The organism is uncultured Piscinibacter sp., assembly GCF_937952055.1.
In the GTDB taxonomy this organism is placed as follows: Bacteria; Pseudomonadota; Gammaproteobacteria; order Burkholderiales; family Burkholderiaceae_C; genus Piscinibacter.
In genome coordinates this window covers 1-26,607 of record NZ_CALFYO010000028.1, presented here as the reverse complement: position 1 = coordinate 26,607, position 26,607 = coordinate 1, and the positions used below count along the sequence as shown (strand labels likewise).

General features: G+C 71.3%; 25 protein-coding genes. 2 read left to right on the top strand and 23 right to left on the bottom strand.

All coding sequences use genetic code 11. The features are described 5' to 3' along the window. Positions 1–127: 127 nt before the first annotated feature. Positions 128–1,726 (top strand): histidine kinase dimerization/phospho-acceptor domain-containing protein, encoded by a 1,599-nt coding sequence (locus Q0599_RS21450; RefSeq protein ID WP_298834223.1) that lies wholly within the window; start codon positions 128–130, stop codon positions 1,724–1,726. 14 nt (positions 1,727–1,740) lie between these two features. Here Q0599_RS21450 and Q0599_RS21445 read toward each other — a convergent pair whose 3' ends face one another. The 10 genes from Q0599_RS21445 to Q0599_RS21400 form a co-directional block, all read right to left on the bottom strand. Further along, on the bottom strand, positions 1,741–2,724 hold the full coding sequence (locus Q0599_RS21445) for a c-type cytochrome domain-containing protein (RefSeq protein ID WP_298834219.1): 984 nt from the start codon (positions 2,722–2,724) through the stop codon (positions 1,741–1,743). 136 nt (positions 2,725–2,860) lie between these two features. Then, positions 2,861–3,220: a hypothetical protein gene (locus Q0599_RS21440; protein WP_298834216.1), complete on the bottom strand. Its 360-nt coding sequence runs from the start codon at positions 3,218–3,220 to the stop codon at positions 2,861–2,863. 189 nt (positions 3,221–3,409) lie between these two features. Beyond that, on the bottom strand, positions 3,410–4,465 hold the full coding sequence (locus Q0599_RS21435; protein WP_298834213.1) for an FAD:protein FMN transferase: 1,056 nt from the start codon (positions 4,463–4,465) through the stop codon (positions 3,410–3,412). 6 nt (positions 4,466–4,471) lie between these two features. Beyond that, a complete protein-coding gene (locus Q0599_RS21430; RefSeq protein ID WP_298834210.1) occupies positions 4,472–7,234 on the bottom strand; it encodes a PAS domain-containing hybrid sensor histidine kinase/response regulator in 2,763 nt (920 codons plus the stop codon). A gap of 13 nt (positions 7,235–7,247) precedes the next feature. After that, positions 7,248–8,483, bottom strand: a complete 1,236-nt coding sequence (locus Q0599_RS21425) for a two-component regulator propeller domain-containing protein (protein WP_298834207.1) — start codon at positions 8,481–8,483, stop codon at positions 7,248–7,250. A 23-nt stretch (positions 8,484–8,506) separates the two neighbouring features. After that, entirely contained in the window at positions 8,507–9,565 is a 1,059-nt protein-coding gene (locus Q0599_RS21420; RefSeq protein WP_298834204.1) for a two-component regulator propeller domain-containing protein, read from the bottom strand. Continuing rightward, complete coding sequence (locus Q0599_RS21415) at positions 9,562–9,864, bottom strand: c-type cytochrome (RefSeq protein ID WP_298834202.1); 303 nt, start codon at positions 9,862–9,864, stop codon at positions 9,562–9,564. Before Q0599_RS21415 ends, Q0599_RS21420 begins: the two co-directional genes overlap by 4 nt. After that, entirely contained in the window at positions 9,861–10,487 is a 627-nt protein-coding gene (locus Q0599_RS21410) for a tetratricopeptide repeat protein (protein WP_298834201.1), read from the bottom strand. Before Q0599_RS21410 ends, Q0599_RS21415 begins: the two co-directional genes overlap by 4 nt. 54 nt (positions 10,488–10,541) lie before the next feature. Further along, positions 10,542–11,927, bottom strand: coding sequence for a sigma-54 dependent transcriptional regulator (locus Q0599_RS21405; protein WP_298834198.1), 1,386 nt, complete (start codon positions 11,925–11,927; stop codon positions 10,542–10,544). Between the two features lie 15 nt (positions 11,928–11,942). After that, complete coding sequence (locus Q0599_RS21400) at positions 11,943–13,394, bottom strand: HAMP domain-containing protein (protein WP_298834195.1); 1,452 nt, start codon at positions 13,392–13,394, stop codon at positions 11,943–11,945. Positions 13,395–13,475: 81 nt separating this feature from the next. Here Q0599_RS21400 and Q0599_RS21395 point away from each other — a divergent pair, with 81 nt between their 5' ends. Further along, positions 13,476–14,003 (top strand): tetratricopeptide repeat protein, encoded by a 528-nt coding sequence (locus Q0599_RS21395; protein ID WP_298834192.1) that lies wholly within the window; start codon positions 13,476–13,478, stop codon positions 14,001–14,003. A 135-nt stretch (positions 14,004–14,138) separates the two neighbouring features. Here the strand turns inward: Q0599_RS21395 and ccmI are convergent, their stop codons facing one another. The 13 genes from ccmI to Q0599_RS21330 form a co-directional block, all read right to left on the bottom strand. Beyond that, entirely contained in the window at positions 14,139–15,386 is a 1,248-nt protein-coding gene (ccmI, locus tag Q0599_RS21390) for a c-type cytochrome biogenesis protein CcmI (RefSeq protein WP_298834189.1), read from the bottom strand. 115 nt (positions 15,387–15,501) lie between these two features. After that, entirely contained in the window at positions 15,502–16,044 is a 543-nt protein-coding gene (locus tag Q0599_RS21385; RefSeq protein WP_298834184.1) for a tetratricopeptide repeat protein, read from the bottom strand. Then, positions 16,041–16,877, bottom strand: a complete 837-nt coding sequence (gene ccsA / locus Q0599_RS21380; protein ID WP_298834182.1) for a cytochrome c biogenesis protein CcsA — start codon at positions 16,875–16,877, stop codon at positions 16,041–16,043. Before ccsA ends, Q0599_RS21385 begins: the two co-directional genes overlap by 4 nt. Continuing rightward, a complete protein-coding gene (locus Q0599_RS21375; RefSeq protein ID WP_298834180.1) occupies positions 16,870–17,889 on the bottom strand; it encodes a cytochrome c biogenesis protein ResB in 1,020 nt (339 codons plus the stop codon). The genes ccsA and Q0599_RS21375 overlap by 8 nt, the downstream gene beginning before the upstream one ends. Beyond that, on the bottom strand, positions 17,886–20,465 hold the full coding sequence (locus tag Q0599_RS21370; RefSeq protein WP_298834178.1) for a cytochrome c3 family protein: 2,580 nt from the start codon (positions 20,463–20,465) through the stop codon (positions 17,886–17,888). The genes Q0599_RS21375 and Q0599_RS21370 overlap by 4 nt, the downstream gene beginning before the upstream one ends. A gap of 2 nt (positions 20,466–20,467) precedes the next feature. After that, positions 20,468–21,541 (bottom strand): 6-bladed beta-propeller, encoded by a 1,074-nt coding sequence (locus Q0599_RS21365; RefSeq protein ID WP_298834175.1) that lies wholly within the window; start codon positions 21,539–21,541, stop codon positions 20,468–20,470. Continuing rightward, positions 21,538–22,506: a hypothetical protein gene (locus Q0599_RS21360; RefSeq protein ID WP_298834173.1), complete on the bottom strand. Its 969-nt coding sequence runs from the start codon at positions 22,504–22,506 to the stop codon at positions 21,538–21,540. The genes Q0599_RS21365 and Q0599_RS21360 overlap by 4 nt, the downstream gene beginning before the upstream one ends. Before the next feature lie 4 nt (positions 22,507–22,510). Further along, positions 22,511–22,903, bottom strand: coding sequence for a c(7)-type cytochrome triheme domain-containing protein (locus Q0599_RS21355; RefSeq protein ID WP_298834171.1), 393 nt, complete (start codon positions 22,901–22,903; stop codon positions 22,511–22,513). Further along, positions 22,900–23,421, bottom strand: coding sequence for a c(7)-type cytochrome triheme domain-containing protein (locus Q0599_RS21350; RefSeq protein WP_298834169.1), 522 nt, complete (start codon positions 23,419–23,421; stop codon positions 22,900–22,902). Before Q0599_RS21350 ends, Q0599_RS21355 begins: the two co-directional genes overlap by 4 nt. An 81-nt stretch (positions 23,422–23,502) precedes the next feature. After that, a complete protein-coding gene (locus Q0599_RS21345) occupies positions 23,503–24,366 on the bottom strand; it encodes a hypothetical protein (RefSeq protein WP_298834167.1) in 864 nt (287 codons plus the stop codon). Then, complete coding sequence (locus tag Q0599_RS21340; RefSeq protein ID WP_298834165.1) at positions 24,363–25,244, bottom strand: hypothetical protein; 882 nt, start codon at positions 25,242–25,244, stop codon at positions 24,363–24,365. The genes Q0599_RS21345 and Q0599_RS21340 overlap by 4 nt, the downstream gene beginning before the upstream one ends. After that, positions 25,241–26,344, bottom strand: a complete 1,104-nt coding sequence (locus Q0599_RS21335; RefSeq protein ID WP_298834163.1) for a c(7)-type cytochrome triheme domain-containing protein — start codon at positions 26,342–26,344, stop codon at positions 25,241–25,243. The genes Q0599_RS21340 and Q0599_RS21335 overlap by 4 nt, the downstream gene beginning before the upstream one ends. Continuing rightward, the coding region (locus Q0599_RS21330; RefSeq protein ID WP_367180982.1) for a cytochrome c3 family protein at positions 26,341–26,607 on the bottom strand (267 nt) is incomplete at its 5' end. The genes Q0599_RS21330 and Q0599_RS21335, both read right to left, overlap by 4 nt.

The following is a 26,607-nucleotide window of genomic DNA, read 5'->3' as shown; positions in this document are numbered from 1 at the left end:
ACGGCGCGGCGCGCGGCAAATTCCTGTGGCGGCTTGTCAATCCCGCACGAACCGTGCCTCCTGGATTCGGATCGCCGCGCGCCGGACGGCTAGGATGGGCGACGCGCGCGACGAAGAAAGGAAGACGATGCCGCACACCGCACCCGCCGGCTTCCGGCTGATGCGCTATTTCACGCTGAGCACGGCGGTGGCGTTCGTCACGGTGGGCGCCGTGCTGTACTTCCTGCAGCGCAACGAGGAGGCGTTCTTCGCCCAAGTACAGCGGGAGCAGGCCGCCTTCTTCCGTCAGGCGCAGGACGAACTGGCGCAGCAGCACGAGGAAGCCTCGCGCGCCACGCTGCTGGCCGTGCACGAGGCCAACCACGTCAACCTGACGCGGCTGGTGGCCAACATGCTGTGGGCCAGCGATTTCGGCCCCTTCCTCGCCGCGTCCCAGCGGCTGCCGGTCGCGCCGTGTCTGGCGCTGCCCGCCGAGCCTGCCGCCGCGCGACGCGACTGCTTCGCCGAGATGGGCCGGCGCCTCGTCGCGCTGCCGGCCTTCAAGACCATGGACGCGAAGGCCTACGCCGCGATGCAGAGCACCACCGTCTTCAAGATCAAGGTGTTCGACATGCGCGGCATCACGGTCTATTCGTCGGAGCACCGGCAGATCGGCGAGTACGCCGCCGAGAACGCCGGCTGGCGCTCCGCCGCCGAGGGCCAGCCGGCGAGCGAGCTGACGCACCGCGATCGTTTCAGTGCCTTCGAGCGGACGGTCGAGAACCGCGACCTCATCTCCACCTACGTGCCGGTGCGCTCCGGCGGTGGCGACGCGGTGCTTGGCGTGGTGGAACTCTACTCCGACGTCACGCCCTTCCTGGATCAGATCCGCAGCGCCTCGCGCAGGTTCGCGCAGATCACCAGCGGCAACCAGACGCGCGTGGAGAGCACCGCCCGCAGCAACCAGGACAAGGTGGTGCGCAGCTCCGACCAGTTCCTGGTCATCGTCGGCAGCCTGATCTTGCTGCTGTACATGATCTCGCTGGCCATCGTGCGCGTCGGCCAGCGCATCATCGACCGGCAGGCGCAGGCGCAGGCCGAGGCGGCACAGCGCGAGCAGCGCTGGCATCGCGAGAAGATGGCCGCGCTGGCGACCATGGCCGCCAACGTCGCGCACGAGGTCGGCAACCCGCTGGCGGTGATCCAGGGCGTGGCGGGCGAACTGCCCGACTCCGAGCGAAACGCCGCGCGGCAGATCCGTTCGCAGGGCGAGCGCATCGCCCGCATGATGCGGCAGATCGCCGACTTCGCCGCCGCCCGCAGCGAATCGCCCGAATGGGTGGACGTGAACGCGATGCTCAAGGCGGTGTGCGAATTCCTCACCTTCGACCGGCGCTTTCGCAGCGCGCCGATCGAGTTCCGCCCGGGCGCGGGCGTGCCGGCCTGCGAACTGGTGCCCGACCATCTCAACGAGGTGGTGATGAACCTGCTGCAGGCCTGCGTGGACGACGAGCCGCATCACTTCAAGCGAGTCGTGGTGGAGACGCACCCCCAGGACGATCGTGTGCTGGTGCGCATCGGCGGCGCCACCACCGGCCTCGCCGACTGGTTCGCGCTGCCGCGGCTGGAGGCGATCCGCAGGCGCATCGCCGACATGGGTGCGGACGCCGTGGCCGTCGACGGCGCGATCGAGATCACCCTGCCCACGGTGTCGCCGGAGCCAAACCTCTCGAGCCGGCACGGCTGACCGTGTGGCGGCGGTTAACGGCTGCGCAACCGGTCGACGACGATGCGGCCGCCCTCGTCGACGCGCCCTCGAACCTCGGTGTAGCTGCCCGCGGCGGCCCGTCCGTCGATCCGGGACGAAGGCGTCACGGCCAGGGGCAGGTCGTCGAGCTGCCAGTTCGTGCCCAGGGTCCCGTGCAGGCGCACCCGGGCGCCGACCGGAACGGGTGCAGGCGCGCCGGCGGCATCACGCGCACCCTGGCTGATCCAGGCCTCGATCAGACGCACTTCCTCGCCGCTGAGGTAGGGCGGCCCGTCGAACGGCATGCGCGGTCGCGCCTGCCCGCGAATGCGGCGCACCAGTTCGCTCGCCGCGGGGTGCCCCGGAACGACCCGCACACGATCCGCGGCGGACAGCGTGGACGCGTGCGAGGTGAGCCTGTAGCCCTCCGGAGCCGCACCCATGAGCCCGCTGTCGGTGTGGCACTTCGCGCAGCGCGTCGCCAGGATCGGCGCGACGTGCAGATAGGTCACGGGCTCCCCCGGTGCCGGCGCTGTCGGCGCGGCCTTCGTCGCCGCGATCGCCTTTCCGCCCTGCAGGCCGCCGGCGATCCAGCGCTCGAACTGCGCGATCTCCTGGTCGGTCAGGAACGGCGGCCCCGTCATCGGCATGCGCGGCTGGCTGATGCCCTTCAGGCGACGGATCAGCTCGCTGCCCGCCGGCTCGCCGCTCTTCACGACGGGCCCTCGCGCACTGCCTCTCAGCACCGCCTCGAGGCTGTCCAGCCGCAGCCCGGCCGCAGGCGTATTCCCGCCGTGGCACATGACGCAGCGCTGCACGAGGAGGGGCGACAGGTCGGCATAGGTCGGTGCGTCGGCCCCCTGGCTGGGTACCGGCGTCGACGTGGCGAGCAGCACGGCCAGCAGCGTCGGCGCGAGCAGGGCGCGGCTCGCAGTCCGGGTGTCCGATGCGGACCTGCGCGCCTGCGCGCTGCGTCCGCGTCGTGCGCGACAGCTCATGGCGGTTCTCCCTCGCGAAGGCGGCTGTGATGGGTCGAGTGCCAAGTGTCCGACAACTTCACGGCGCACGGTGCGGGCGGCGGCGAAGCGGGCTCGCGGAGCCCGGCTCGGCCAGCCGCGGCCGTCCAACGAGGGCTCAGGGCTGCCGTTGCGAGAGCGCCACCTCGATGCGCGGACCGATGAACGTGACCGCACAGGCCGGGCTGCGATAGCACATGGTCGAGCGAGCCAGCTCCTCGACGAAGTCCATCTCCGTCGCCGGCCCCCACAGTTCGACCGTGTAGAGGCGGCGCGGGTCGAGCGGAAACTTCGTTCCGTTCACCTGGGCGACGGGCCGCAGCGCGGGTTTCGGGCTATCTCGCGGGCCGGCCTCGGCCACGCAGACCAGCCGCATCGCATCCTCGCTCAGACCGCACAGCCACTCCGTCTGTGCGGGACTCTGTGTGGGCAGGAGCCCCAGCAGGCCCCCAAGTGCTGCGATTGCGAACCGTTGCATGGCGTCGACTCCTGACGCCCTGCTTTCGGCTCCGGCCGGATGGACTTGCCGCCCGCCGCGGCCCGGCCCGTGAACATCTGCACGCGCAGCCAGTCACGGCTGGCGCCGCACACGATCGGCGACGAGTGGCCTGCGTGCCGTGCCCGTGCGAGGGGCCCGGGCGCGCCGCCCTGACCGTGCCCTGTGCCGTCAAACCACCGCGATGCGGCTCCGCCACGCTGCGTCCGACCCCTGCAGGCGGCCCGCCAGGGCCGCGGTGACCTGGCCGCGACCCTGACGGTCGATCACCAGCACGCGCGACACGCCCATGCGCTCGGCCACGGGCCGCCAGCGTTGCGGACCCGCCACCAGGAGGGCGGTGGCCGCGGCATCGGCGTACGCTGCAGACCGGTGCACCACGGTCACGCTGAGCAGTTCCGACGCCGGCGCCAGGGTTCCCGGGTCGAGGATGTGGCCGATGCGCTCGCCGTCCAGCATGCGGAAGCGCTCGTAGCTTCCCGAGGTGACCACCGCCTCACGCGCTTCGGTGGTGAGGCGGGCGACGAGCCCTTCGCCCTGCGGGTCGCGGATGCCGATGTGCCAGCCCGGCGCCCCGGCGCGGCTCATCGCCGCAAGGTTGCCGCCGAGGTCGACGAGCGCCGCATCGATGCCACGCCCCTGCAACTGGTCGAGCGCGCGGTCGATCGCCACGCCCTTGGCGTATGCACCGAAGTCGAGCTGCAGTCGAGGGTTGCGACTCGTCAGCAGATCGCCGCGCATCTCGATCTGCGCCAGGCTCGGTGCCGCGTCGCGCCAGGCGGCCAGCGCGCGCACATCGGGCCGCGCACCGGCGCGCATCAGGTCGTCGTGGAAGCCCCAGGCCCCGACCGCGCCGCCGATGCCGGGGTTGAAGAAGCCGGACGAGGCGCGCTCCAGGCGCGCCGCCGAGCGGATCATCGCCCCCAGCGCTGGCGCGACCCGCACCGCGCGGCCCTCACGGAACGCGGCGTTGAGACGGCTCAGGTCGCCCGGCTTCCACGCGTTCCAGCGCCGGTGGATCTGCGCCAGGCCGGCCATCACCGCGGCGAGCGCCGGATCGGCCGGGGCATCGCCGTCCTGCCGGACGCGCACGTCGACCGGCGAACCGAACAGGAAGTGCTGCGCCTGGCGCAGCGTCGCGTCGGCCCGACCCGGCATCGGCAGCCACACGGCGCCGGCCAGCGCCGCGAGCGCCCGGCGGCGTGTCGGGAGCGTGCCCTCGCCCATGTCGCCTCAGTAGCGGATGCGCGCCGCCAGCAGCGCGGCGCTCACGCGCTCGTGCTCCTGCGCGAGAGACTCGATCAATGGGGCGACGCCGTCGACCTCGCCGAGCCGGCTGCGACGCTCGATCTCGGCGCACAGCTGCGACATGCGCAGCGCGCCGATGTTCTGCGTGACCGACAGGAAACGGTGCGCCGCGCGGCCCAACCGCGCCGCATCCGCCGCGCCGAGCGCGTCGCCGAGCGCGCCCAGGTGCGACGGCGAGTCGGCGACGAACATGTCGATCAGCTCGCGCACCAGGCTCGGCTGGCTGTCGTCCTGCATGCCGCGCAGATGTTCCAGCCGCTGCGCATCGAGCACCTCGTCCTCGTCGACGTCGGGCGCGACGCCGCCGCGCGCGATCATCGCCACGCGCGTCATCGCCGCGGCGAGGTCGCCCATCTCGATCGGCTTGGCGACGTAGCCGTCCATGCCGGCGGTCATGTAGGTCTCGCGATCGCCGGGCATGGCGTTGGCAGTCATCGCGACGATGCGCGGCAGCCCGTCCGCCCCGCGCCGCTGCACGATCCAGCGCGCTGCCTGCAGGCCGTCCATCTCCGGCATCTGGATGTCCATCAGCACCACGTCGTAGTGCTGCCGCTCGACCGCGTCGATCACCTCCAGGCCGTTGGCGGCCACGTCGGCGCGGTAGCCCAGGCGCTGCAGCAGGCGCAGTGCGACGCGCTGGTTGATCGTGTTGTCCTCGGCCACCAGCACGCGCAGCGGCAGGCTGGCGGCGAGCACGGGAATCTGCGGCGCCGGCACCGGTGCCGGCGGCTGCGGGGCGCTGCGCTGCCCCTGCACCACCGCCACCAGCGTGGAGAACAACTGGCTCGCCTTGATCGGCTTGGCGAGGTAGGCGGCGAGGCCGGCGCCATGCGCATCCTGCAGCGCCTGACGCTGGCCGAGCGAGGTGAGCATGACGATCGGCAGTTCCTCGGCGCTGCGACGGCGCCGGATCTCCAGGGCAAGTTCGAGGCCGTCGATGCCGGGCATGCTCATGTCGAGCACGGCCACCTCGTAGCTCTCGCCGTGGCGGATGCGGTCCAGCGCCTCCAGCGCGGAAGGCAGTGTCGAGGGCACCATCCCCCACAGCAGTGCCAGCCGCGTGAGGATGCGGCGGTTGGTGAGGTTGTCGTCGACGATCAGCAGGCGCTTCCCGCTCAGGGCCGGCACGTTGCGCTGCAGGAAATCCGCCTGCGTCGCAGTGGTGGCGGCCTCGACCAGCACCGTCACCTGGAACAGCGAGCCGTGCCCCGGCTCGCTCTGCACGCTGACCGTTCCGCCCATCAGCTCGGCCAGGCGCTTGCTGATCGCCAGGCCGAGGCCGGTGCCGCCGTACTTGCGCGTCGTCGACGCGTCGACCTGCGTGAAGGACTGGAACAGCCGCGGCAGGTGCTCGGCCGGAATGCCGATGCCGGAGTCCTGCACCGAGAAGCGGATGCGGTGCATGCTGCCGTCCACCGGCTCGCTGTCCACCGACACGAAGACCTCGCCCTGGTGGGTGAACTTGACCGCGTTGGACAACAGGTTGACGAGGATCTGGCGGATGCGCGTGGCATCGCCGACCAGCGCTTCGGGCGTGCCGTCTTCGATCAGGTAGGCGAGGTTCAGGTGCTTCTCGAGCGCGCGCGGCGCCACCAGGTCGAGCGAGTCCTCCACGCAGCGGCGCAGGTCGAACGCCTGCTGCTCGATCTCGAGCTTGCCGACGTCGGCCTTCGAGTAGTCAAGGATGTCGTTGATGATCTCCAGCAGCGTCTCGCCACTGGCGCGGATGGTGCGCGCGAAGTCACGCTGGTCCTCGCTCATCGGCGTGTCCAGCAGCAGCGTGGTCATGCCGATCACGGCGTTGAGCGGCGTGCGGATCTCGTGGCTCATGTTGGCCAGGAACAGGCTCTTCGCGCGCGCCGCAGCCTCGGCCTCGGCCTTGGCGCGCTCGAGGGCCTGGGCCTGTTGGTGGCTCTCGGTGACGTCGGTGACGGTACCGAGGAAGCCACTGGCCGTGCCATCCACCTCGTGACTGCGCACCGCGCGCGCCATCACCCAGGACTCGGTGCCGTCGGGGCGCAGGAAGCGATAGCGCAGGTCGAACGGCGCATGCCCCTCGACCGCCGCCGACCAGGCCTGCTGCACGCGCGCCCGGTCGGCGGGGTGGAGGGCGCGCATCCAGCCGCTGCCCGCCGCCTCGGCGGGCGCCATGCCGGCCATCTGGCACCAGCGCTCGTTGACGTAGGTGCAGCGGCCCTGCGCATCGGTCTGGAAAATGCCCACCGGCGCGCTGGCGGCGAGCTCGCGGAAGCGCGCCTCGCTGCGCGCCAGCGCCCGCGTGGCGTCGCGCGCCTCACTGACATCGCGCAGGATGGCCGCGAAGAACATGCGACCGTCGATTTCGACATGCGAAATCGAGGCCTCCGCATCGAACAGGCTGCCGTCGGCGCGCCGCCCGTGGATCTCGCGCCGCTCGCCCATGCGGCGCGCCGCCAGCGGAGAGGCGGCAAAAGTCTGCAGGTGCTGCTCGTGCACCACGCGCGCCGACTCGGGCAGCAGCCGCGCCAGCGGCCGGCCCATGACCTCGTCGACGCGCCAGCCGAAGATGCGTTCGGCGCCCTGGTTGAACAGCACGATGTTCTGCCGCACGTCGGTGACGATCACCGCATCGTCGGCGATGGCCAGCAGCCGCGCCAGCAGCGGGCCGAGGTTGAGCGGCGCGAGATCGTGCGGCAGCGGGCTGTCCATCGCGCCAATCTTCTCAGGATGGCTTGATGCGTGCCACCCCACCGAAGCTGCCCACCCACAGCGTGCCGTCCCTCGCAGTGGTCATCGAGAAGACCGTGTTGCCGAACAGGCCGTCCTGCGTGGTCATCACGCGGAACCGCTCGCCTTCCATCTTCGCCAGGCCGTTGTTCGTGCCCACCCACAGGACGCCCTTCGGGTCGACGTGCAGCATGAACACGTGATTGCCCGGCAATCCCTCCGACACGGTGTAGTGCGACCAGGCCTTGCCGTCGTAGCGCGACAGGCCGCCGCCCCAGGTGCCGGCCCACACCACGCCCTGCGCATCGACCGCGAGCGAGACGATGTAGTTCGGGTTGTAGGCCACGTCGATCTTCTCCAGGCCCATCTCCTTCTTCTGCATCGCGTGATGCTCGGAGACCTTGGACGGATCGTTCTTGTACTGGATGTCGTCCTTGACCTTCTCGTACGGTGCGCCGAGTCCCTTGGCATGGTTCCAGTTCTGCCATTGTCCGTCCTTGAAGTGCGCCAGGCCGCCCTCCGTGCCGAGCCAGATCTCGCCGTTCTTGCCCTCGGCCAGGCCATAGACCCAGTCGTTCGGCAGGCCGCCCTTGGTGCTTTCCACCGTGTGCAGTTCCCAGGCCGACCGATCCTTCAGCTTGCCGCCCTTGACGCGGTTCACCCCCGACCAGGTGGCGATCCAGACGTCGCCGTTCTTCGCCTTCAGCACGTCGTAGACGAAAGCGTCACCCAGGCCCTCGGGGATGTTGAAGGTCTCCCACTGCTGCGTCGCCGGGTCGAGCAGCGACATGCCGCCGCCGTAGGTGCCGACGACGATGCGCTCGTCGAGTTTGCCGACGTGGAACACGCCGTTGGACAGCAGGCCGGACTTCACGTCGAACAGCTTGTACTCGTCGGTGCGCGTGTCGTAGCGCACCGCGCCGCCGGACGTGCCCACCCACACCGTGTCGCCGTCGACGAACAATCGCTTGACGTTCTTGTTGCCGACGCGGAAGTGCGTGAACTTCTGCGTCGGGTCAGGCGCGATCTTGCCCTCGCGTTGCGGCTCGCCGGCCGGTGGGTGACCTGCCGGCAGCGCAGCCGACGCGGTGACGGCGGGCGCGAGCGCGGCCGGAGTCGGCGCCGCCGCGATGGTCGCGCCGGCATTGCTGCGCCCGAGTTGGTACGCCCCGGCGAGCGCCGTCCCGAGCGCGATGACGCCGATGCCCGCAGCGCGCAAGCTGATGGCCATGAGTCTTCCTTTCACAGTGCTGCTCAGCGGCCGAGGCGCGCCACGCCCTTGCGCGTGCCGACCCAGATGTCGCCGTCGGGCGCCACCGCTATCGCGTATACGTTCTTCTCCAGCAAACCTTCCTTCATGCCGAGGTTCGTGAAGGACTTGCCGTCCCAGCGCGACACGCCATTGTTGGTGCCGAACCAGAGTGCGCCGTCGGCCCCCTGGGCGATGCTGTAGACGATGTTGCCGGCCAGGCCGTCCTTGGCGCTCAGGTTGGTCCACGCCTTGCCGTCCCAGCGCGCGGCACCGCCGCCCCAGGTGCCGGCCCACACCGAGCCGTCCCTGGCGACGAGGATGGAGAACACATAGTTGGGGTTGTAGGTCGCCGGCCCCTCCGAACTGACCGACAGGTCATGGCGCGTGCGCGTGCCCAGGCCGGTGTTCGCGCTGAACGGCAGGTTGTCCGTGTTCGGCGCACCCAGGCCGTCCTTGTGCGTCCACGACACCCAGCGTTTGCCGTCGTACATCGACACACCGCCCTCGGTGCCGAACCAGACTCGGTCTTGCGCGTCGACGCTTATGCCGTAGACCCATTCGTTGACCAGCTCCTTCACGTAGGTGCTGAACTTGCCCGTCTTGCCGTCGACCTTGTTGACGCCGGCCCAGGTGCCGATCCAGAAGTCGCCATTCCTCTGCTGCGCGAACGAGTAGATCCAGTAGTCGGCCAGACCATGCATCGGAAAGAAGGTCTTCCACTTGCCATTCTTGTAGCGCGACACGCCGCCGGCGTTGGTGCCGAACCACTTGTAGCCGTCGCGATCCAGTCCGACGGCGAAGACATACTCGTTGGCCAGGCCTTCCTTGCGCGTGAAGGTGTTGCGCAGCTTGCCGCTGGCGAGATCGACCTCGTGCACACCGGCGGACGTGCCGACCCACAGCGCGGCGCGCGACGCCTCCACGGTGAGCGCGCGCACGTAGACGGTGGGGCCGACCTCGTACACATCCTTGACGCGCGGCGCGGTCTGCGCGGGCGCGCTCGCCGAGACCGAGACGAGGGCCGCGACGAACGCGGCAAGGCGAAAGAGGCGAAGTGTCATCGGAGGGTGCGCAGGTGGGCCACGATGTCGAGGATGTCGCGGTCGCGCAGCAGGCCCTGGTAGGCCGGCATCGCGCCGCGGCCGGCGCGGATCGCCGTCAGCAGTGTGAGGTCGGGCTTGAGCAACGCGGTGGGCCGCGAGAAGTCGGGGGCGGTGGGCATCACCGGGCGGCCGTCGCCGCCGTGGCAGCCGGCGCAGTGGTGCCGATACAACTCGGCGCCGCGGATCGTGTCGGCAGCCTGCGCCGTGCCGGCCAGGGAGGCGCTCGCGGCCAGCATGACGGCGACGGACTGCCTCACGGCCGCGCCTTCGACGCGGCGCGCGCGCGTTGCTCGCGGATCTCGGCCACGCGTGCCCGCCAGCGCTCGGCCTGCGCGGCGTCGGCCTGCAGGCCGAAACCGCCCTGCCGGTAGGCACGCTCCAGCGCCTCGGCGGCCGGGAGATGGCCGATGTCGGCCGCACGCTTCAGGTCGGACTGGGCGCGGGCGAAGTCGCGCGGCTCGCGATCCAGGCCCATCGAGCCCCGGATGTGGGCGTCGGCGAGAACTTGCATGGCCAGTTCGTGGCCCCCCTCGGCCGCTTTCGAGAAATGCTCGAGCGCCCGCTTCTCATCTTTGGCAACGCCGCGACCCGTCAGGTAGAAGTTGCCGAGCGCGGCCAGCGCCTCGGCGTCGCCTTGCGCGGCGGCCTGCGTATAGAGCTTGGCCGCCTCTTCCGCGAAATCGCCGCGGTCGAGGATGAAGGCCAGCAGCGACTGGGAGGGGGCATGGCCGGCGTTGGCCGGCCCGCGCAGGACGCTCATCGCCGTGGCGACGTCGCCGCGGTGGTAGGCACTCATGCCGCGGCGGTAGTCGTCTTCCGGGGCGGCGAACGCCTGCGACAGCGCGAAGCACTGCGCCGCCACCGCCAACCAACTTGCCACGCCTGCAGGAAGCCTTGCCATGCGCGGCAAGGAGCGATTTCCATGCCACGCGGCTCAGACGCCGGGCGGCGACTCGCCCTGGAACTCCTCGAGCTTGCGGTACAGGCTGGACAGGCCGATGCCGAGCTTCTGCGCGGCGACACGACGGTCGCCCCCGGCATCCTCGATCGCTCGCAGGATCAGCGAGACCTCGAAGCGTCGCACGCGCTCGCGCAACGTCATCTCGCCGGACTCCGCCAACGGCATGGCGCTGGCACCCGGTGCGGAGCGCGACACCTCGGGCGGCAGGTCGCCGGCACGAATCGAGTCACCGTCGGCAAGAATGGTGGCGCGGTGCAGCACGTTCTCGAGCTGGCGCACGTTGCCCGGCCAGTTGAAGGCGATCAGCATGTCCATCGCTTCGGGATCGATGCTCAGCGCCTTGTCTGCACCGGACGGCGCGATACGCCGCGACAGCAGGTGCTGCACGAGCGCCGGGATGTCCGCGCGGCGCTCGCGCAAGGGCGGCATGGCGATCTGGAACACCGACAGCCTGAAGAACAGGTCCTCGCGGAAACGACCCGCAGCCACCATCGCCGGAAGTTCGCGGTTGGTCGCGGCGACGATGCGCACGTCGACCTTGCGGCTCTGCTCGGAGCCGAGCGGACGCACCTCCTTCGCCTCCAGCACATGCAGCAGCTTCGTCTGCAGTGCCAGCGGCAGCTCGCCGATCTCGTCGAGAAAGATGGTGCCGCGGTCGGCCTGCATGAACAGGCCGCGGCGCGGCCGGTCGGCGCTGGTGAAGGCGCCCTTGGTGTGGCCGAACAGCTCGCTCTCGATCAGGTTCTCGGGGATGGCACCGCAGTTCACCGACACGAAGGGACCGTCGCGCCGCGACGACAGCTCGTGGATGCGCCGCGCGGTGACGCCCTTGCCCGTGCCGCTCTCGCCAGTGATCAGCACCGTGCTGTCGGTGGGCGCGACGCGGCCGACGAGGCGGTCGATCGCCTGCATCGCCGGCGACACGAACTGGAACGCCGGCTGCGCGCCCCCCATCACCAGAGTGCGCAGCGCGCGGTTCTCCTCGCGCAGGCCGTGCATCGCCTCGATCTGCTCGAGCCGGTGCAGGATCTCCTCGTTGCGGACCGGCTTGGTGATGTAGTCCCAGGCACCGGCCTTGATCGCGTCGATCGCCGAGTCCACCGAGGCGAAGGCGGTGACCATGATGAAGGTCGCCGCGTGGCCGCGTGCGCGCGCCTGCTTGAGCAACTCGATGCCGTCGGTGACGGGCATGAAGACGTCGCTGAGCACGACGTCGTACGGCGACTTGTCCAGCCGCGCCAGGGCCTCCGAGGCCGACGCGGCGGTGTCCACCGCGTAGCCGGCCTTGCCGATGGCCGCCGCGAGCACCTGCCTCACGGCCGGCTCGTCGTCGACGACCAGCACGTTGAGTTCGGGCATCGTAGACATCCTTCTTCAGGCCCGAACCACCTCGGCGGGCCACGCCAGCTTAATGCGTAGCACCGGGCCGAGGTCTTGACCGAACGCAAGCCGCGCACCGAGGGGCTCGATCATGGCACGACTGAGCAACAGCGCGCGCTGCACCTCGCCGCGCGTGAAGTCGAGCTGCACCGGGAACTCGAGCTGCACCTCGACCGCCTTCGCGCCGCGGCGCGTCAGCACCCGCACCGCGGCCTCACCGGCCGGCGGCACGGCCATCGCATCGCAGCCCAGCGTGGCCATCTGCATGAGCACCTGCTGCAGCACCGCCGCCGGCGCCTGCACGGCCGGCAGATCGCCGTCGAGCTCGCTGGCGAACTGGATGGCGCGGTAGCGCTTGTCATAGCGCATCAGCTGCAGCACGCGCGTGACCATGGTGTTGACGTCGACCCAGTCGAACTCGTCGGGCTGCGGTGCGGCCACCTCGGCAAGGTGCCGCGAAGCCTGCGCGGCCCGCTGCGCCTGGGCGATGATCAGCTGCGCGGCCTCGGCGACGCGGGGTGCCGGCACGCAGCCTTCGATCGTGCCGAGGTCATGCGCCACGCCGGCGATCACCGCCAGCGGGTTGTTGACCTCGTGCGCCACGCCGGCAGCCAGCGCGCCGACGGCCATCATCTTTTCCTGGTGGGACCGGCGCTGGCCCTCGAGCTCGATCTGCTTTTCGCGCTGGTCGAGGTCGGCCGACAGCCGGTTCACCGCCTGCATCAGGCGGCCGAGCTCGTCGTCGCGCCGCACCGGCAGGTCGACGCCGCGGCCGCCGCGAACGATGCGGCGAGCGTGCGCCTCGAGGCGGAGGATGTCGCCGGTGAGCCTTGCAAAGAACCAGGCGACGAGCGCGCCGAACACCGCGATGCCCAGCAGCGAGAGCAGCAGCGACTCGGCCGTCACCGCGTCGTAGCGGCGCTGGTAGGTGACCATCGTCTCATCGCGCTGCTCGGCGAGGCTGCGGCGGCGGATCTCCAGTTCGTCGCTCGCACGCGCCAGCGCTTCGCGCAGCCCGATCCAGTTGGCGCGCAGCGGCGCGGCCTGCAGTTCTTCGTGGCTGCGCGCGATGGCGCGCTGCACCAGCGCGTAGGCAGGATCGAATTCCTCCAGCGCGACGAACAGCTTGGCGCAGGTATCCGAACACAGCGCCATGTCCGGCGAAGGCTGCAGTCCGCCGCCGGCCGCGCTGGTCGCCAGGTTGGCGTCGACCAGCGCGGCGTTCACCGCCGCCTCGGCCAGGGCGAGGGCTTTCTCGTGGCGGGAAATCTGCTGCAGCGCCTGAACGTTCTCGTAGATGAGGCCGCGCTCCGAGGCGACGTAGATCACCGAGGCGAGCAGGTAGACGAGCAGCGCGAGCGTGGCGAGGAAGCCCTTGGCACGCAGCGACTTGCGCAGCGGCACCGGTGCGGGCGCGGGTGCGGCGGACACGCCCGCAGCCTTCATGGCAGGCCCTCGCCCGCGGCAGCCACGTCGACGGGTACAGCGCTTGCATCGACGACGCCGCACGCCTGGAGCACCACCGACATGTCGATCTCGAGAACCATTGCCACCCTCACCCTCGCTGTCTTCCTGCTGCCCGCCTCGGCCGATCCGCTGCAGGACGGCATCGCCGCGATGAACCGCAAGGACTACCCCGCTGCACTGCAGCATCTCGAGCCTCTCGCCAGGTCGGGCAACGCCCAGGCCCAGCTGCGGCTGGGACTGCTGCATTACCACGGCCACGGCGTGCGCGAGAACGACAAGGAAGCCGTGCAATGGTTCGAGCGCGCCGCGCGCCAGGGGCTGGCCGAAGCCCAGTTCCAGCTAGGCAATATGTATGCCTATGGGCTGGCCGATCCGGGCGCCGATGCCGACCCCGTGCGCATCGCCGCGCAGTGGTACTTCGAGGCCGCGCGGCAGGGACACGCGCAAGCCCAGTACAGCCTCGGCATCCTCTTCCTCAGCGGATCCGGGGTGGTGCAGGACGACGGCGAGGCACGACGCTGGATCGAGCGCGCCGCGTCACAAGGCCATGCCGATGCGCAGGCCTACCTGAAGGGACGATCGCGCTGACGCGGCAGCGTCACTGGGGCTTCTCGGCGGTCATCGCGCCGCGCGGCGCGAGCCGCGCCGTGCCGGTCGCGCAGACACGTCGCGTGCGGGTTGCCGCCGGACCGACCCGGAGAGGAACTCGGGGCGGCAGCGCCTTCACGGCTGCACCTGGTCGATGACCAGGAGCAGGCCCTGCGCCGACGACGACACCACCGCACTCTGGCCGACCAGGTCGCCACGGGTCGGCGTGGCGTTGCCGCTCTTCGAGATGCGAGCGCCCACCACCACCCGCGTGTGCGCCGACAGTCGCAACTCGGGCGCCATCGCCATGCTGTCATCGAGCGAGAAGCGCACCGGCCACTCGCCCACGGGCTGCCTGTGGATGGCCAGCGGCATGCGCGGACCCTCGGCCGCGCGCGCGAACACAAACAGCGTGTCGCCTGCCGCCACGCGGGCGGCGAGCGCAGGGCTCAGGCTGACCTCGCCGCGCAGCGCCTGCGCGGTGGCAGCGGACACGGTCTTCACCGGCGTCGCCACGCCGGCGAGCGCCGCCTCGAGCTTGTTGGCCTGGGCGATGCTGCCCTGCATCGAGCGCGCGATGTCGGAATCCGGCGGCGCCACCTCGAGCAGACGCTGCCAGTAGCCGCGCGCCCCGGCATAGTCGCGCGCTTCGAAGGCCACGCTGCCGGCGAGCGCAAGCGCCTTCACGTGGCGCGGATCGGCATCGAGAGCCTGCTGGATCAGCCGCGACGGTTCGCCGGCCAGCCGCTTGCCCTGCGACATGGCGACCACGTCGGCAAGATCGGCGAGCAGCGTCGGATTGCCGGGCAGCAGTTCGCTGGCGCGCCGCCAGGCGGAGGCTGCATCGCGGAAGCGACCGAGCACGACATAGGAACGACCGAGCATCACCCAGCCTTCCGCGTTGCCGGGCTCGGCCTTCAGCCGTTCGGCCAGCGCAGCCACGCGCGCCTCGATCTGCTCCGGCGTGATGCTGTGGCGCGCGTCGCCCGCCGCCGGCATGGCCACGGTGTCGCCCGCGTCGATCGGCCGCAGGTCGCCGAGTTGCAGGTAGGTCAGCACGCTGGCCAGCGGCAGCAGCAGCGCGAGCGCGATGGCGCTGCCGCGCGAGCGCCACGCGGCGGTCGGGGCGGACGGCGCCGCCGTCTCGCCGTCCTCCAGCCAGCGGCGCTGGATGTCGTCGCGCGCCTGCGCGAACTGCTCGGGTGCGAGCAGGCCCGCGCCGAGATCCTGCTCCGCTTCGCGCCACTGGTCGCGGTAGACGGCGAGGTTCGCTGCCATCGGCGTCACCGCCTCGGCACTCGCGCGCGATCGCCACAGCGGCGGCACGAGCATCAGCAGGGCGCCGCCGAGCAGCATCGCCACGACCAGCCAGAAGACCATCATGGCCGGCCCCTCCCCCACGAACGGGAATCATTTCCCGGTATCGGGAAGCGAACGGGCGCAGCTTCGAATTCCTGTGAGACCATGGTCCGCACTAGCAAGAGCGCGGCCATGCCGTTCAGGGCGTGGAGCCCTTGCGCCTCGCCTCCTGCTGCGCCTCCCATTCCCACAGCGCGGCGCGTGCGCGGCGCAGGTGGGATTCGCTCTCGGTGCGCGCGAGGTGCAGGTAGGTGCGCATCGCTCCGAGCGCAAGTTCGAGATCGCCGCGCAGCTCCTGCGCGAGCGCGAGGCCATAGTACGCGTTGGCCTGGTCGGGACGCAGCGCGATGGCACGCTCGAATGCCCGGAGCGCCGGCTCGGCACGCTGCAGCCCGAGCAGGGCGAAGCCCAGGTTGGTGTGCGCTTCCGGAAGCGCGGGCGCGATCTCGATGACGCGGTGCAGCAGCACCTGCGCATCGTCGAAGCGGCGCGCGTGCAGCAACATCACCGCGGCATCGAAGTGGCGCGCGAGTTCGCCCTGCGGCTCGCCCGCTGCGGCCACTTCCGGCTCGGGCGGGTGGGTGGGCTCGAGCACGGCGATCCACAGGCCGCCGATCAGCACGGCCGCAATCGTCAGCGCCACGCCGATCACCCGGCGGTCGCGTCTTGCGGCGGCGTTCATATCGCCCCCTTGTGCGGCGCCGTCGAGATGAACGGCACGCCGAAGAACGTCAGGAAGGCCAGCACGAACACGCCGGCGAGCCACAGGCCGAACAGCGCCGGCGCCGGCCTCAGCGTGGCCCGAGCGTGCAATGCGGCCGCCAGCGCCAGCCAACTCGCGAAGGCCCACGACTCGAGCGGGTCCCAGGCCCAGTAGCGGCCCCAGGCATCCTGCGCCCACACCGCGCCGACGATCAGCATCAGCGTGTCGAACACCAGCGCGTAGGCCGCGAAGCGGTGGGCCAACTCGTCAAGACGGCGGTCGTCCGGAGCTGCCGCGAGGCGGGCCGCACCCCAGGCGGTGCGGCGCAGCGCCGGCAGCAGGCCGAGCGACACCGCCACCAGCAGCAGTCCGAGGTAGAGCTTGCCGACCACGGTGTGCAGGTAGAGCAGCGGCGTGGCATAGGTGGGCGGCAGGTGGCCCGGACGGCCGTCGGCCATCAGCAGCCACAGCGCCAGCGTGACCAGCACCGGCGTCGCCACCACCAGCGCGCTGCGCAGCTCGCGCACGCCCCACCAGGCGACGGCGAACACCAGCGAGAGGCTCCACAGGTTGCTGCTGAGGATCTCGTGCATGGTCGTGAACGGCCCGTGGCCGAGCATGCTCCAGCGCGTCCCGAGCGACAGGGTGTGCAGCGCGAGCGCCGCTCCCAGCGCGGTCGCCGCCCCGACCTGTGCACGGCTGACGCGCGGCTGCGGCGCCACGGCAGCCACCGGCCCCATCGCGGGCACGGCCAGCAGCGCCACCAGCGCGTAGCCGGCCAGCGCCATCCACAGCAGCAGTGCTTCAGGCACGGTAGCCCTCCTGCAGGACGCGCTGCGATGCCGGCTGGCCGCGCGGCGCGAAGAAGAAGCGCTGCGTGTAGTGCCAGGCCAGCGCCAGCGCGGCGAGCAGCGACGCGGCCAGCAGCCAGGGCAGTGTCGGGTCGTGGCTCACGCGGTAGCCCATCCAGCTGCGCAGGCCCTCGTAGGTGAGCGTGCCGCCATCGATCTCCACGCTCTGCCCAGGCAGCAGTTCCTGGCGCAGCGGGCCCATGCGGAACACCAGGCGATGTTTCTCGGGCAGGCGAAAGCTGCTCGCCACCGACGGGTCGATCAGCGTCTCGTCGATCTGCAGCAGCACCCAGGCCTGGCGCCCGTCCGGCAAGGTCCACTCGAGCGACTGGCGCAGCTCGTGCGCGGGGAACGCCGGCAGGTGCACGGCGCCGGTCACCGGCTCGCCACCGCGCGGCGTCCAGGTCAGCAGCGGCGCGAAGCCCTTGTTCGGGCTGGTGTAGATGCGGTAGCCGTCCAGCCGCAGCGGCCGGTGGTCGCCGATCACCGCGGATTGCGGCGCGCCGGAGGCCTCGGTCCAGACGACACGATTGCGCGTCGCGCCGCGCATGCGGCCCGGCGCGTAGTCGATCTCGAAGCCCTCGTGGCGGAACGACAGCGCCGCCAGGCCGTCGCGGTGCAGCAGCCCGGCGCGCGCGTCGAGCAGCGTGCCGTCGAAGGGCACGCCCTGCGTCAGCTCGAAGCGACCGTCCAGCGAGGCGAGGCGGCCGATCGCGGCCAGCAGCACGAGTGCCAGCAGCGCCAGGTGGAAGACCAGCAGCGGAAGCTGGCGCCGGAACGCCGGATGCACCACCAGCGCGGCCAGCAGGTTGAGCGAGAGCAGCGCCATCGCGGCGACCAGCGCGGGCGCGCCGAGGCCCTCGGCGATCTGCCCGGCGAACACGGCCGCGCCGAGCAGCGCCATGCCCGCCAGCGTGGTGCGCAGCGAGCCGAAGTGCGCGATCAGCGCGCGGGCGGCGGGGGTTGGTCTCATGGCGGGTTGCTGCAGACGCTGCCCATCCAGTTCTTGCCGTTCTGCGTGTCGTTGCCGTTGGTGCCGAAGGTGAGCGCGGAGTTGTTCGAGCCGCAGTTGGTGTCCACCCAGTTGCCGCTGGTGGCGAAGGTGCGCACCTTGAGCTTGGCGTTCAGGTAGTAGGGCTGCTGCGTGTAGGCCTGGCCCGAGGCGTTGAAGCGCCACTCCTCGTTGCCGGCCCGGCCCGCCTCCGGCCCGACGTCGTTGAGGTTGACCAGCAGCGCCTTGTTCTTCCAGCCGTGCGGTACCGCCACGTGGCACCAGTTGCAGCGGATGCGGCCGATGCGGTCGGTGTGGAAGGCGTGCAGGTTGCCGCGACCGCCGCCGACGAAACCGGTGGTGCCGGTGCCGTTGCGGTTCGCGTAGGTGTTGGGGTTGTGGCACTTGAAGCACAGGCCGTTGGCGTTCGGCCCGTTGTCGCCGCGGTTGTCGGCGCCCACGCTGGTGTTCCACAACCCCTTGAGCAGGAAGTTGTTGTTCGAGCCGTGCGGCCCCCAGGGCGTGCCGTTGTCGCCGCCCGGCGGCACCACGCTGGTGTCGGCCGTGTTGCTGCCGTGGCAGTCGCTGCAGTACATGGTCTGCGCGCCGATCGCATTGCCCCAGGGCGAGCGGAAGGCGGCGGCGTTGGCGCCGGTGCGGCCTGTCACGTCCATCACCGGGTGCCACGAGCGGTGGTTGTTGGTCGCGTAGTTGCTGCCGGCGCCGCTGTTCGGCTTGGTGCCCTGGCCGCGGTGCGCGGCCGGCGCCTGGAACTCCTTGGCCTGGTTGGTGTACACGGTCAGGCCGTTGGTGCCTGAGACCGTGCCGCCCGTGCGGCCGAGTGCCGGTCGGTTGCCCAGCGGATAGACGTTGTTGTCGGCGTAGCCGAAGTCGCTGTGGCACTTCATGCAGATCTGGTACTCGCGCGTCACGTAGGGCGCCGTCACCGAGGTGTCGACGCTCGCGCCGGGGTCGCCGCGCTTGACGGTGTAGCCGCTGGGCAGGTTCTGGAACGAGGTCGAGGCGTAGACCGGCTCCACCCCGGAGCTGCCGCGCAGCACGCCGGAGATGATGTTGCTGTGGGTGTAGCCGGTGGTCTCGTCATGGCGGTGCGTGCCGGCCGCATCGGGTGCGCCGGAGATGCCGGCGGCGCCGCCGGTGAAGCTGCGGAACTTCACCACGCGGTGCGGGTTGTGGCAGTCGGTGCATTCGGCATGGCGCTGCGCGAGGAGATCGCGCGACTCGAGGAAGTCGGCGCCGCAGCGGTTCGTCGGACCGCTGCAGTCCAGCGTGGCGTCGCTGAAGCCACCGCCGATGTCGTGCACCTCCTGCGTGGTGCCGCCCTGCTCCGCCGTGGTGATGGGCATGCGCACGGCGAGGTTGAACTCGCTCTCGATGTTGGGCACCTGCAGCACCGAGTTCAGCACCGACGACGCGCTCACGGTGTGGCACTGGTAGCAGGTCTTCTCCAGCGCCGGGTTGCCGCCCTGCTTGGCGGCCAGCGGGTTGCCCCCCGGCAGCGGCGCGTCGGTGCCTTCGCGCGTGAGCCGGCGCGCGCCCTGCACGGTATGGGTGTCGTGGCAGTTCAGGCAGGAGGCCTTCCACACCGGCGTGCCGAGCGGGAACTCGCGCAGCGTGGCGGCGGCGTCGCGGTAGGTCTCGTCGGCGACATCGGGCCGCGCATGCGCCGAGAAGGCCCAGATGCCGAAGCCCTGGTTCTTGTCGTGGCACGACAGGCAGATGGTGTCGCTGGCGGCGTTGAAGGTGGTGGTCGGCGTCGCCTCCTGGAAGCGCTGCGTGCGCAGGAACTTCTGGTTGCCCTTGGTCGGGTCGAGCTCGCGCACGTGCGGATCGTGGCAGGTGGCGCACTGCACCTGACCGGCGCCGTTGTTGCCGGTGGGTTCCAGCGGCAGCAGCGGCTTGACGCCCGGCGCGCGCAGGCCGAGCACGCTGCCGGTGCCGGCCGGCCAGCGCTGCGCGGCATCGACCGGCCGCAGCTCGCCGTCGCGCGCGGCGAGCGCGCTGTTGAAGGTGACCGAGATCGGGTGGTCGTTGCGCAGGTCGGTGCCGAGGAAGCGGGTGAAGCCGCTGGTGACGCCCTCGCCCGCCGGCATGACGCCGCCGGGGCCGGTGCCGGTCATCGGGATCGAGGCGTTGGCCGTGCCGTTGAGCACGTTGACGTTGCCGATCGCCAGCGTGCCGTCGTGGCAGGACAGGCACAGCTTGGAGCTGCCGCCGGGCTGCGCATTGAGGCCGTCGAGGATGGCCTGCGCGTCCATCGAGGCCGAGGTGTAGGGCGTGTAGGTCGCGCCGTCGGGAACGCGGCGGTTCCACAGCGGCGCGCGCATCGGCGCGCCGCCCTGGTCCTGCTGGGTGGCGCCGTGCGGCGTGTGGCAGAACACGCAGACCTCGCTGGTGCCGCCGGCATCGGCGTGGGTGGTGCCGGTGCCGCTGGTCGACAGGTTGTGGCGCGTGCCGCGCACGTCGGAGACGCGCTGCGCCAGCACCGGCGCGGCGAGCAGCACGACGAGCACGATGGCGGCGAAGCGGCGCAGCATCGTCAACCGCCCCCGAGGAACTGGAACAGCACCACCCGCCCGTTGAACATGTCGGCGATGTGCACGCGGTTGCGCGCGTCGACCCACACGCCCGAAGGTAGGTAGAAGCGGCCGGTGGAGGTGCCGGTGCCGCCGATCGGCAGCAGGAACTCGCCGCGCGGCGAGAACACGAGCAGGCTGTCGTAGTAGGACTCGATGACGTAGACGTTGCCCTCGGCATCGACCGACACGCCCTTGGGCCGCACCAGGTTGCCGAGGTAGAGGCCGCGCTGGCCGAAGCGGCGGGCGAGCAGTTCGCCGTCGGCGCTGAACACCTGCACGCGGCTGTTCATCGTGTCGGTGACGTACAGCTCGCCGCCCGCGAAGGTCAGGTGCGTCGGGTAGTTGAACTCGCCGTCACCGCTGCCGCGCCGGCCGATGGTGCGCAGCAGCCTGCCCTCGGCGTCGAACACCTTGATGTCGTGCGCATAGGTGTCGGCGACGAACAGCTGACCGCTGGCCGCGTCGCTGGCCAGGCCCACGGGCCTCTTCAGCAGGCCGCGGCCGATGGTCGCGCGCGGCTGGCCCTGCGCGTCGAGCCGCACGACGACACCCAGTTCGGCATCGGCGACGAACAGGCCGCGCTGCGGCGCCAGCGCCAGGCCGGCCGGCGCGACGAAGTTGAGCAGACCTTCGGCGCGCTCCCACACCTGCAGTTCGCCGGCCTTTTCGTCGAACACGAACACCGCCTGGCGGCTGGTGTCGCTGACGTACAGGCGCCCTTGCTCGTCGCCGATCAGCGCCGCCGGGCGCTGCAGGACCACCGGCTTGTCGCCTGCGCCGTCGAGCCCGGCCAGCCAGCGGCCGAAGGCCTTCAGCCCACTGGCGGCCTCGCGGCGGAAGTTGGCCTCGCCGGTGAGCGTGCCGGCGTAGAGATAGCGCGGCACCTCGGGCGCCTGCGGCCACAGCAGGCGCTGGCCTTCCGGCGCGTCGGCCATGCCGTAGTGCATGGTGCCGCGCACGGTCTCGACGCCGGCGCAACCGGTCAGCCCCAGCACCGCCAGCACGGCCAGTGCAGCCAGCCGCACGCGCGTCATGGCCGTCCCTCCCCGCCGAGCACGTGGATCACCACCTGCCCGGTGAGGCGATCGCTGACGGCGAGGAAGCGCTCGTCGATGGCGATGCCGCCGATCTGCTGCACGCGCAGCGCCGCCGCGTCGAACACCCAGGCCGCGCGGCCGGGCGCGAGCAGCTTGACGGCGCGGTCCTGCGCGTCGATCACGGCGACGCGGCCGAAGCGGTCGGCCGCGATGGCCACCGGCTGCTTCAGCTCACCCTCGCCCAGCCGGTCGGCCGCGCGGCCGTCGCGTCGCTCGACGTGGACCACACCGAGCGACTTGTCGAGCACGAACACCGTGTCGCCTGCCACCGCCAGGCCGTCGACGCCGCGCACCGCGTCGTCCTGCGGGATGGGCGTGGCGAAGGCGCCCGCCGGGCGGAACTCGACCCATTGACGCAGGCTGTCGTCGGCCACCAGCAGCGTGGCGCCGCCGTCGGCCAGCGCGAAGGCCACCGGCGAAGGCGACGCGGCGCCGCCGCGGTAGGTCTGCATCAGCCGGCCGTCGCGCGAGAATCGCAGCACCTGGCGCGAGACGCTGTCGAGCACCCAGGCGGAGAGATCCGGCCCCAGCGCCACCACGGTGGCCAGCGTGGCCGGCGCACCGGCAATCGGCGACAGCGTGTTCAGCGACAGGTCGACGCGCCAGACGCGGCCGGCCGCGCTGTCGACGACGAGCAGGTCGTTGCCGCGCAGCGCCAGGGCGGTGGGCGCCATCAGCTTGACGAATGCGCCTGTGCCCGGGCGTGCCGGCAGGCCGAACGGCTGGGCCGGCGGCGCGAGGAAGCCGCCGAGCAGCGTGCGATACGGGCTCAGGCCGGCGGGACGGGCGGGCGCGCCGACACCGTCCGACCGCCCCGCCGGGGCGGTCGTCACGCACGCGGCGAGGATGGCGAGCACCGCGGCGGCGGCACCCGCACGCAGCAGGAAGTCGATCCGGATCATTGGCTCACCACCTTCCGGGCCCCGAAGTCTGCGCCCCGCCGATGATGCCACTGGGCAGATTGGGCAGGCCGGAGTGGCACAGGTCGCAGCGGTCCGGCCCCCACGCGACCTGGCCGTTGTGGCACATGCCGCAGAACTTGCCGTCGATGATGTCGTCCATCAGCACGTCGTTGGCGCCGGCGCGCATCTTGAAGCCGAGCTCGCTGTGGCACACCTTGCAGCGGAAGCGGATGCGATGGAACCAGTGCGGGAACACCACCGGCCGCACGCCTTCCTTGTCGGAGCGCTTGTTGAGGACGACGTCGCCATACTCGGCGAACGGCGTGGCGGCCGGCATCGCGCAGGCCAGCACGAGCAGTGCAATGCGCAGGCCGCGGGTCCGGGCGCGGCGCGTCATGGCGTGGCTGTCCTGCGCCGCAGCGACTCGTTGGGCACGCTGTGGCAGCGGTTGCACTCGGTCAGCGGGAAGGCCACCGCGCCGTGGCACAGGCCGCACTGCTCCCCGTTCAGGATGGCGCTCATGCTGAACTTGTTCGCGCCGGCCTTGTCGGCGAACGGGAACGGATGGCAGTTCGAACAGTCCAGCCACAGCGTGTGCTGGCGGTGCGGAAACTTCACCGCCGGCATCGAGCCGAACTTCGACACGATGATGTCCTGGTCGAGCAGGCGCACCTTCGTCTCGGGCAGGATGTTGGTGCGCGGGTTGATCGCGCCGCTCTCCAGCGCCTGCACCCAGCGCACCATGTTGCCGGCGCTGTCGCGCGGCAGCGGTGCCAGCGCCTCCGCCGGCTGCTGCAGCAGCTTGATGCCCGGGTTGGCAGGGTCGTGGATGCCGTCCTTCTCCAGCGCGATCCACAGCGACGGCGCCGCGGCGAGGGCGGCCGCGGTCAGCACGCCCAGACCCCAGGCCGCCACGCGGCGCCCGTGCCGCCGATGCCGCCTCCCACCCTGCCGTGCCGGATTGTCGTCATGGCCCACTCGTCGCCCTCGGACCGCTCAACCGGGAATGTAGATGCCGCCCGCCCGGATCGCGCGCACGAGCTCGCGCGTCGAGTCCTCGAGCAGGCGGATGCCGGCTTCATGGTCGCCCCGCTTCGCCTGCGTCTCGGCCTCGGCGCGCAGCGCCGCCGCCCGCTCGGTGAACGGTGCCATCGTGCCGACCATGTCCTTGCGGTCGGAGAGCAGCACCTTGATCAACAACGCGTGGGTGTCGTTGCGGTCGATCTCGTAGTCGAACTCCTCGCGTTTGGTGGCGAAGTTCAGCGAACGCACCAGCGTGTCGCCGCGACGCATCGACTCGATCGACACGCGCGCGGTCAGGTACGCGCGGTCGAGCACCGGCCTCGCCTCCTCGTAGCGGCCCTGCGCGGCGATCGACTGCGCCTCGCCGATCTGCCGCTCGATGCTGCGCGCCGCGTCCAGCGCCTCGCGGCCGGCCGACTTCTCCTGCGTGATGCGCTGCTGCGCGGCGAGCAGCGCGCGCGCGCTCTCCAGCCGCGCCTCGAAGTCGCGCTTGTGCTTCTCGCCGGCCACCTGCTCCGGCTTGGCCAGCCGCGCGCCGTTCATCATCTCGCGCGCCGCCTGGTCGAGCAGTTTGGCCGCACCGGACAGGTCGTTGGCACGCATCGCCGCGGCCGCCTCGCGGTGGATCAGTCGCGCGTTGTCGCGCCGCTCGCGTGCTGCTGCCACGCCGCTGCTCTCGATCTGCTTCGCCGCGGAGGAGCTCTCGATCAGCGTGCCGACCGACTGCACGCGGCGCTCGACCTGCTCGCGGTCCTGCGCCGCTGAAGCGGTGGTGAGGGCGGCCAGCACGAGGGCGGCGGCCAGGCGGGGGAACAGGGGGGGACGTCGGTTCTTCATGGCGGGTTTCCGGTGGGCTGCGGCGCAACGAGGCCGGCCGCGAGCAGGGCGCGCTGCACGTACAGCGTGGCATTGCGAAGGTCGACGAGTGCGTTGGCGACCTCACCGGCCTGGAATCGCTGCATCGCCTGGCCGTAGAGGGTGGCGCGCGTCTCGCCATAGCGATCGATCAGTGCCATCGCATCGGGACGCGGCTGAAGGTCGCGAACCGCCAGCGGCACGAGTTCGAGCAGGCTCTGGTGGCGCGCCAGCTCCTGCTGGAACTCCTCCAGCGGGCTGGAGGCGCGCACGGTGTAGTCGAGCGTGGCGGCGTGCAGCGTCCGGTTCATTCCGGCGAGCACGTGGCGTTCGGCCGAGCCGAGCGTCTGGTTCGCCTCCTCGTAGCGACCCGCCTTCGCGTGCTGGCGCGCCACGTCGAGCAGTCCGATGGCCGCGGTCAGGTCGTCGGCCTCAGCCGCGCCGGCGCGCGCGCGCAACGTCTGGATGAGGCGCTCGACGCTTGCCAGCAGCTGCTCGTGGCGCTGCTTCGCCACCTCGAGCCGCGCCGGCGCGTCGGGCACGGTGCGCCGCGCCAGGCCGAGGTGATGCAGGGCGTGGTCGGCCGCCTTGCGCGCTCCGGTGAGATCGCCCTTGGCGAGCAGGTCCGCGGCCAGCGCATGGTGCACCCGCCCCTCGTCCAGATGCGCCATCGCCTGGGCATTGCCACTGGAGGCGATGCGCTGCGCGGAGCGCGAGTCGGACAGCAGCGAGGCCACGAGCTTGAGTCGCTGCTCGATCTGGACGCGCTGGGCCTCCTCGTCCTGCGCATGCACCGGCATGCTGCCGATGAGCAGCGCCGCCACCAGCGCGGCCGGCGCGAAGCGCTGCTCCAGCGTCATGGCTTGCGCTCCCCCGCAACCACCGCTTCGGTCTTCTTCTTCGAGTGGCACAGCCGGCACTCCGACACCGGGAAGGCCACCTTGCCGTGGCAGACGCCGCATTTCTGCCCGAGCAGGATGGAGGCCATGCTGATCTGGTTGGCGCCCTTCTGCGGGACGAAGATCGCCGGGTGGCAGTTCGAGCAGTCCAGCCACTCGGTGTGCTGCTTGTGCGGGTAGACCACGTCGGGCATCGACCCCTTCACCTCGCGCACGATGTTCAGGTCCATGACCACGGCGGCTGCGCTCGGGTCGTTGCGGTCCCAGCGCGGCGCGATCGCCTTGCTGTCCAGCGACTTGACCCAGTCGACGTGGTTGCCGGCCATGCTCTTGGGCATGGCGGCGAAGGCCACCGACGGCGGCTGCAGTTGGAGCGTCATGTCGTTCGTCGGGTCGTGGATGCCCGACTCGGCCGCCGGCCGGTTGAAGCGGCCCACCGGCCTGAGCAGGCGGTTGAAGGCGTTCACCTCGGCGGTGGCCGGCGGATTCGGCGCAGCCGCCCGCGCCGCGGCCAGCGTGGCCGCCGGCGCGGCGTCCGCGGGTCGTGCGGCCGTGGCTGCCGTGCTGGCCGGCGCCGCCGCGGCAGCCGGAGCCGGAGCCGGAGCCGGAGCCGCAGCCGCAGCCGGAGCCGGGGCCGGGGCCGGCTTCGCCACCGCCGGCGCGGCCTTCTCCTTCTCGCTGACCTTGGCAGCGGGCTTGTCGGCCGCCTTCTCCGCCGGCTTGGCGGCGGCCACGGTGGCCGTCTTGCCGCCGCTCATCATGTACTCGATCGTCTCCTTCAGCTGCGCGGCGCTCAGCTCGGCGCGGCCGCCCTTGGGCGGCATGCCCTTGGCGGTGCCTGCCGTGGCACTCTTCACCAGGCCGTCGATGCCACCGGCAGCCTTGGCGCGCGGGCCCCAGGCGGCGGCCTCGCCGAGCTTGGGCGCTCCCAGCACGCCGCTGCCGTGGCAGCCGATGCAGGCCGATTCGTAGATCGCCTTGCCGCCGGTCTGCGCGAAGCTGTCGACGGCGCTCAGGAACAGCGCGCCGGCGGCGAGCGCTGCGAGAAGGATGCGCTTCATCGCCGGCCTCCCGTGTCCTTGGCCGGCGCCGAGGCGGCCGCGGCCAGTGGTGCCGCGGCGGCCGCCGGCGGCGGCGGCGCGCTGAGCTTCTGCAACGTGCTCTCGTGCACCTGCGTCACCGTGCCGGGCTTGCCGGAGTGGCACAGGTTGCAGTTCTCCGCCGACCAGGCCAGCTCGCCGTTGTGGCAGGCGCCGCAGTACTGGCCGTCGATGATCTTCAGCATGTTGATCTGGTTGCCGCCGGCCTTGAACTGGAAGCCCAG

What these genes read in the sequence shown, in the direction of transcription:
- Q0599_RS21450 (WP_298834223.1), top strand. Translation starts at nt 128, where the DNA reads ATGCCGCACACCGCACCCGCCGGCTTCCGGCTGATGCGCTATTTCACG.
- Q0599_RS21445 (WP_298834219.1), bottom strand. Translation starts at nt 2,724, where the DNA reads ATGAGCTGTCGCGCACGACGCGGACGCAGCGCGCAGGCGCGCAGGTCC.
- Q0599_RS21440 (WP_298834216.1), bottom strand. Translation starts at nt 3,220, where the DNA reads ATGCAACGGTTCGCAATCGCAGCACTTGGGGGCCTGCTGGGGCTCCTG.
- Q0599_RS21435 (WP_298834213.1), bottom strand. Translation starts at nt 4,465, where the DNA reads ATGGGCGAGGGCACGCTCCCGACACGCCGCCGGGCGCTCGCGGCGCTG.
- Q0599_RS21430 (WP_298834210.1), bottom strand. Translation starts at nt 7,234, where the DNA reads ATGGACAGCCCGCTGCCGCACGATCTCGCGCCGCTCAACCTCGGCCCG.
- Q0599_RS21425 (WP_298834207.1), bottom strand. Translation starts at nt 8,483, where the DNA reads ATGGCCATCAGCTTGCGCGCTGCGGGCATCGGCGTCATCGCGCTCGGG.
- Q0599_RS21420 (WP_298834204.1), bottom strand. Translation starts at nt 9,565, where the DNA reads ATGACACTTCGCCTCTTTCGCCTTGCCGCGTTCGTCGCGGCCCTCGTC.
- Q0599_RS21405 (WP_298834198.1), bottom strand. Translation starts at nt 11,927, where the DNA reads ATGCCCGAACTCAACGTGCTGGTCGTCGACGACGAGCCGGCCGTGAGG.
- Q0599_RS21400 (WP_298834195.1), bottom strand. Translation starts at nt 13,394, where the DNA reads ATGAAGGCTGCGGGCGTGTCCGCCGCACCCGCGCCCGCACCGGTGCCG.
- Q0599_RS21395 (WP_298834192.1), top strand. Translation starts at nt 13,476, where the DNA reads ATGTCGATCTCGAGAACCATTGCCACCCTCACCCTCGCTGTCTTCCTG.
- ccmI (WP_298834189.1), bottom strand. Translation starts at nt 15,386, where the DNA reads ATGATGGTCTTCTGGCTGGTCGTGGCGATGCTGCTCGGCGGCGCCCTG.
- Q0599_RS21385 (WP_298834184.1), bottom strand. Translation starts at nt 16,044, where the DNA reads ATGAACGCCGCCGCAAGACGCGACCGCCGGGTGATCGGCGTGGCGCTG.
- Q0599_RS21375 (WP_298834180.1), bottom strand. Translation starts at nt 17,889, where the DNA reads ATGAGACCAACCCCCGCCGCCCGCGCGCTGATCGCGCACTTCGGCTCG.
- Q0599_RS21370 (WP_298834178.1), bottom strand. Translation starts at nt 20,465, where the DNA reads ATGCTGCGCCGCTTCGCCGCCATCGTGCTCGTCGTGCTGCTCGCCGCG.
- Q0599_RS21365 (WP_298834175.1), bottom strand. Translation starts at nt 21,541, where the DNA reads ATGACGCGCGTGCGGCTGGCTGCACTGGCCGTGCTGGCGGTGCTGGGG.
- Q0599_RS21360 (WP_298834173.1), bottom strand. Translation starts at nt 22,506, where the DNA reads ATGATCCGGATCGACTTCCTGCTGCGTGCGGGTGCCGCCGCCGCGGTG.
- Q0599_RS21355 (WP_298834171.1), bottom strand. Translation starts at nt 22,903, where the DNA reads ATGACGCGCCGCGCCCGGACCCGCGGCCTGCGCATTGCACTGCTCGTG.
- Q0599_RS21345 (WP_298834167.1), bottom strand. Translation starts at nt 24,366, where the DNA reads ATGAAGAACCGACGTCCCCCCCTGTTCCCCCGCCTGGCCGCCGCCCTC.
- Q0599_RS21340 (WP_298834165.1), bottom strand. Translation starts at nt 25,244, where the DNA reads ATGACGCTGGAGCAGCGCTTCGCGCCGGCCGCGCTGGTGGCGGCGCTG.
- Q0599_RS21335 (WP_298834163.1), bottom strand. Translation starts at nt 26,344, where the DNA reads ATGAAGCGCATCCTTCTCGCAGCGCTCGCCGCCGGCGCGCTGTTCCTG.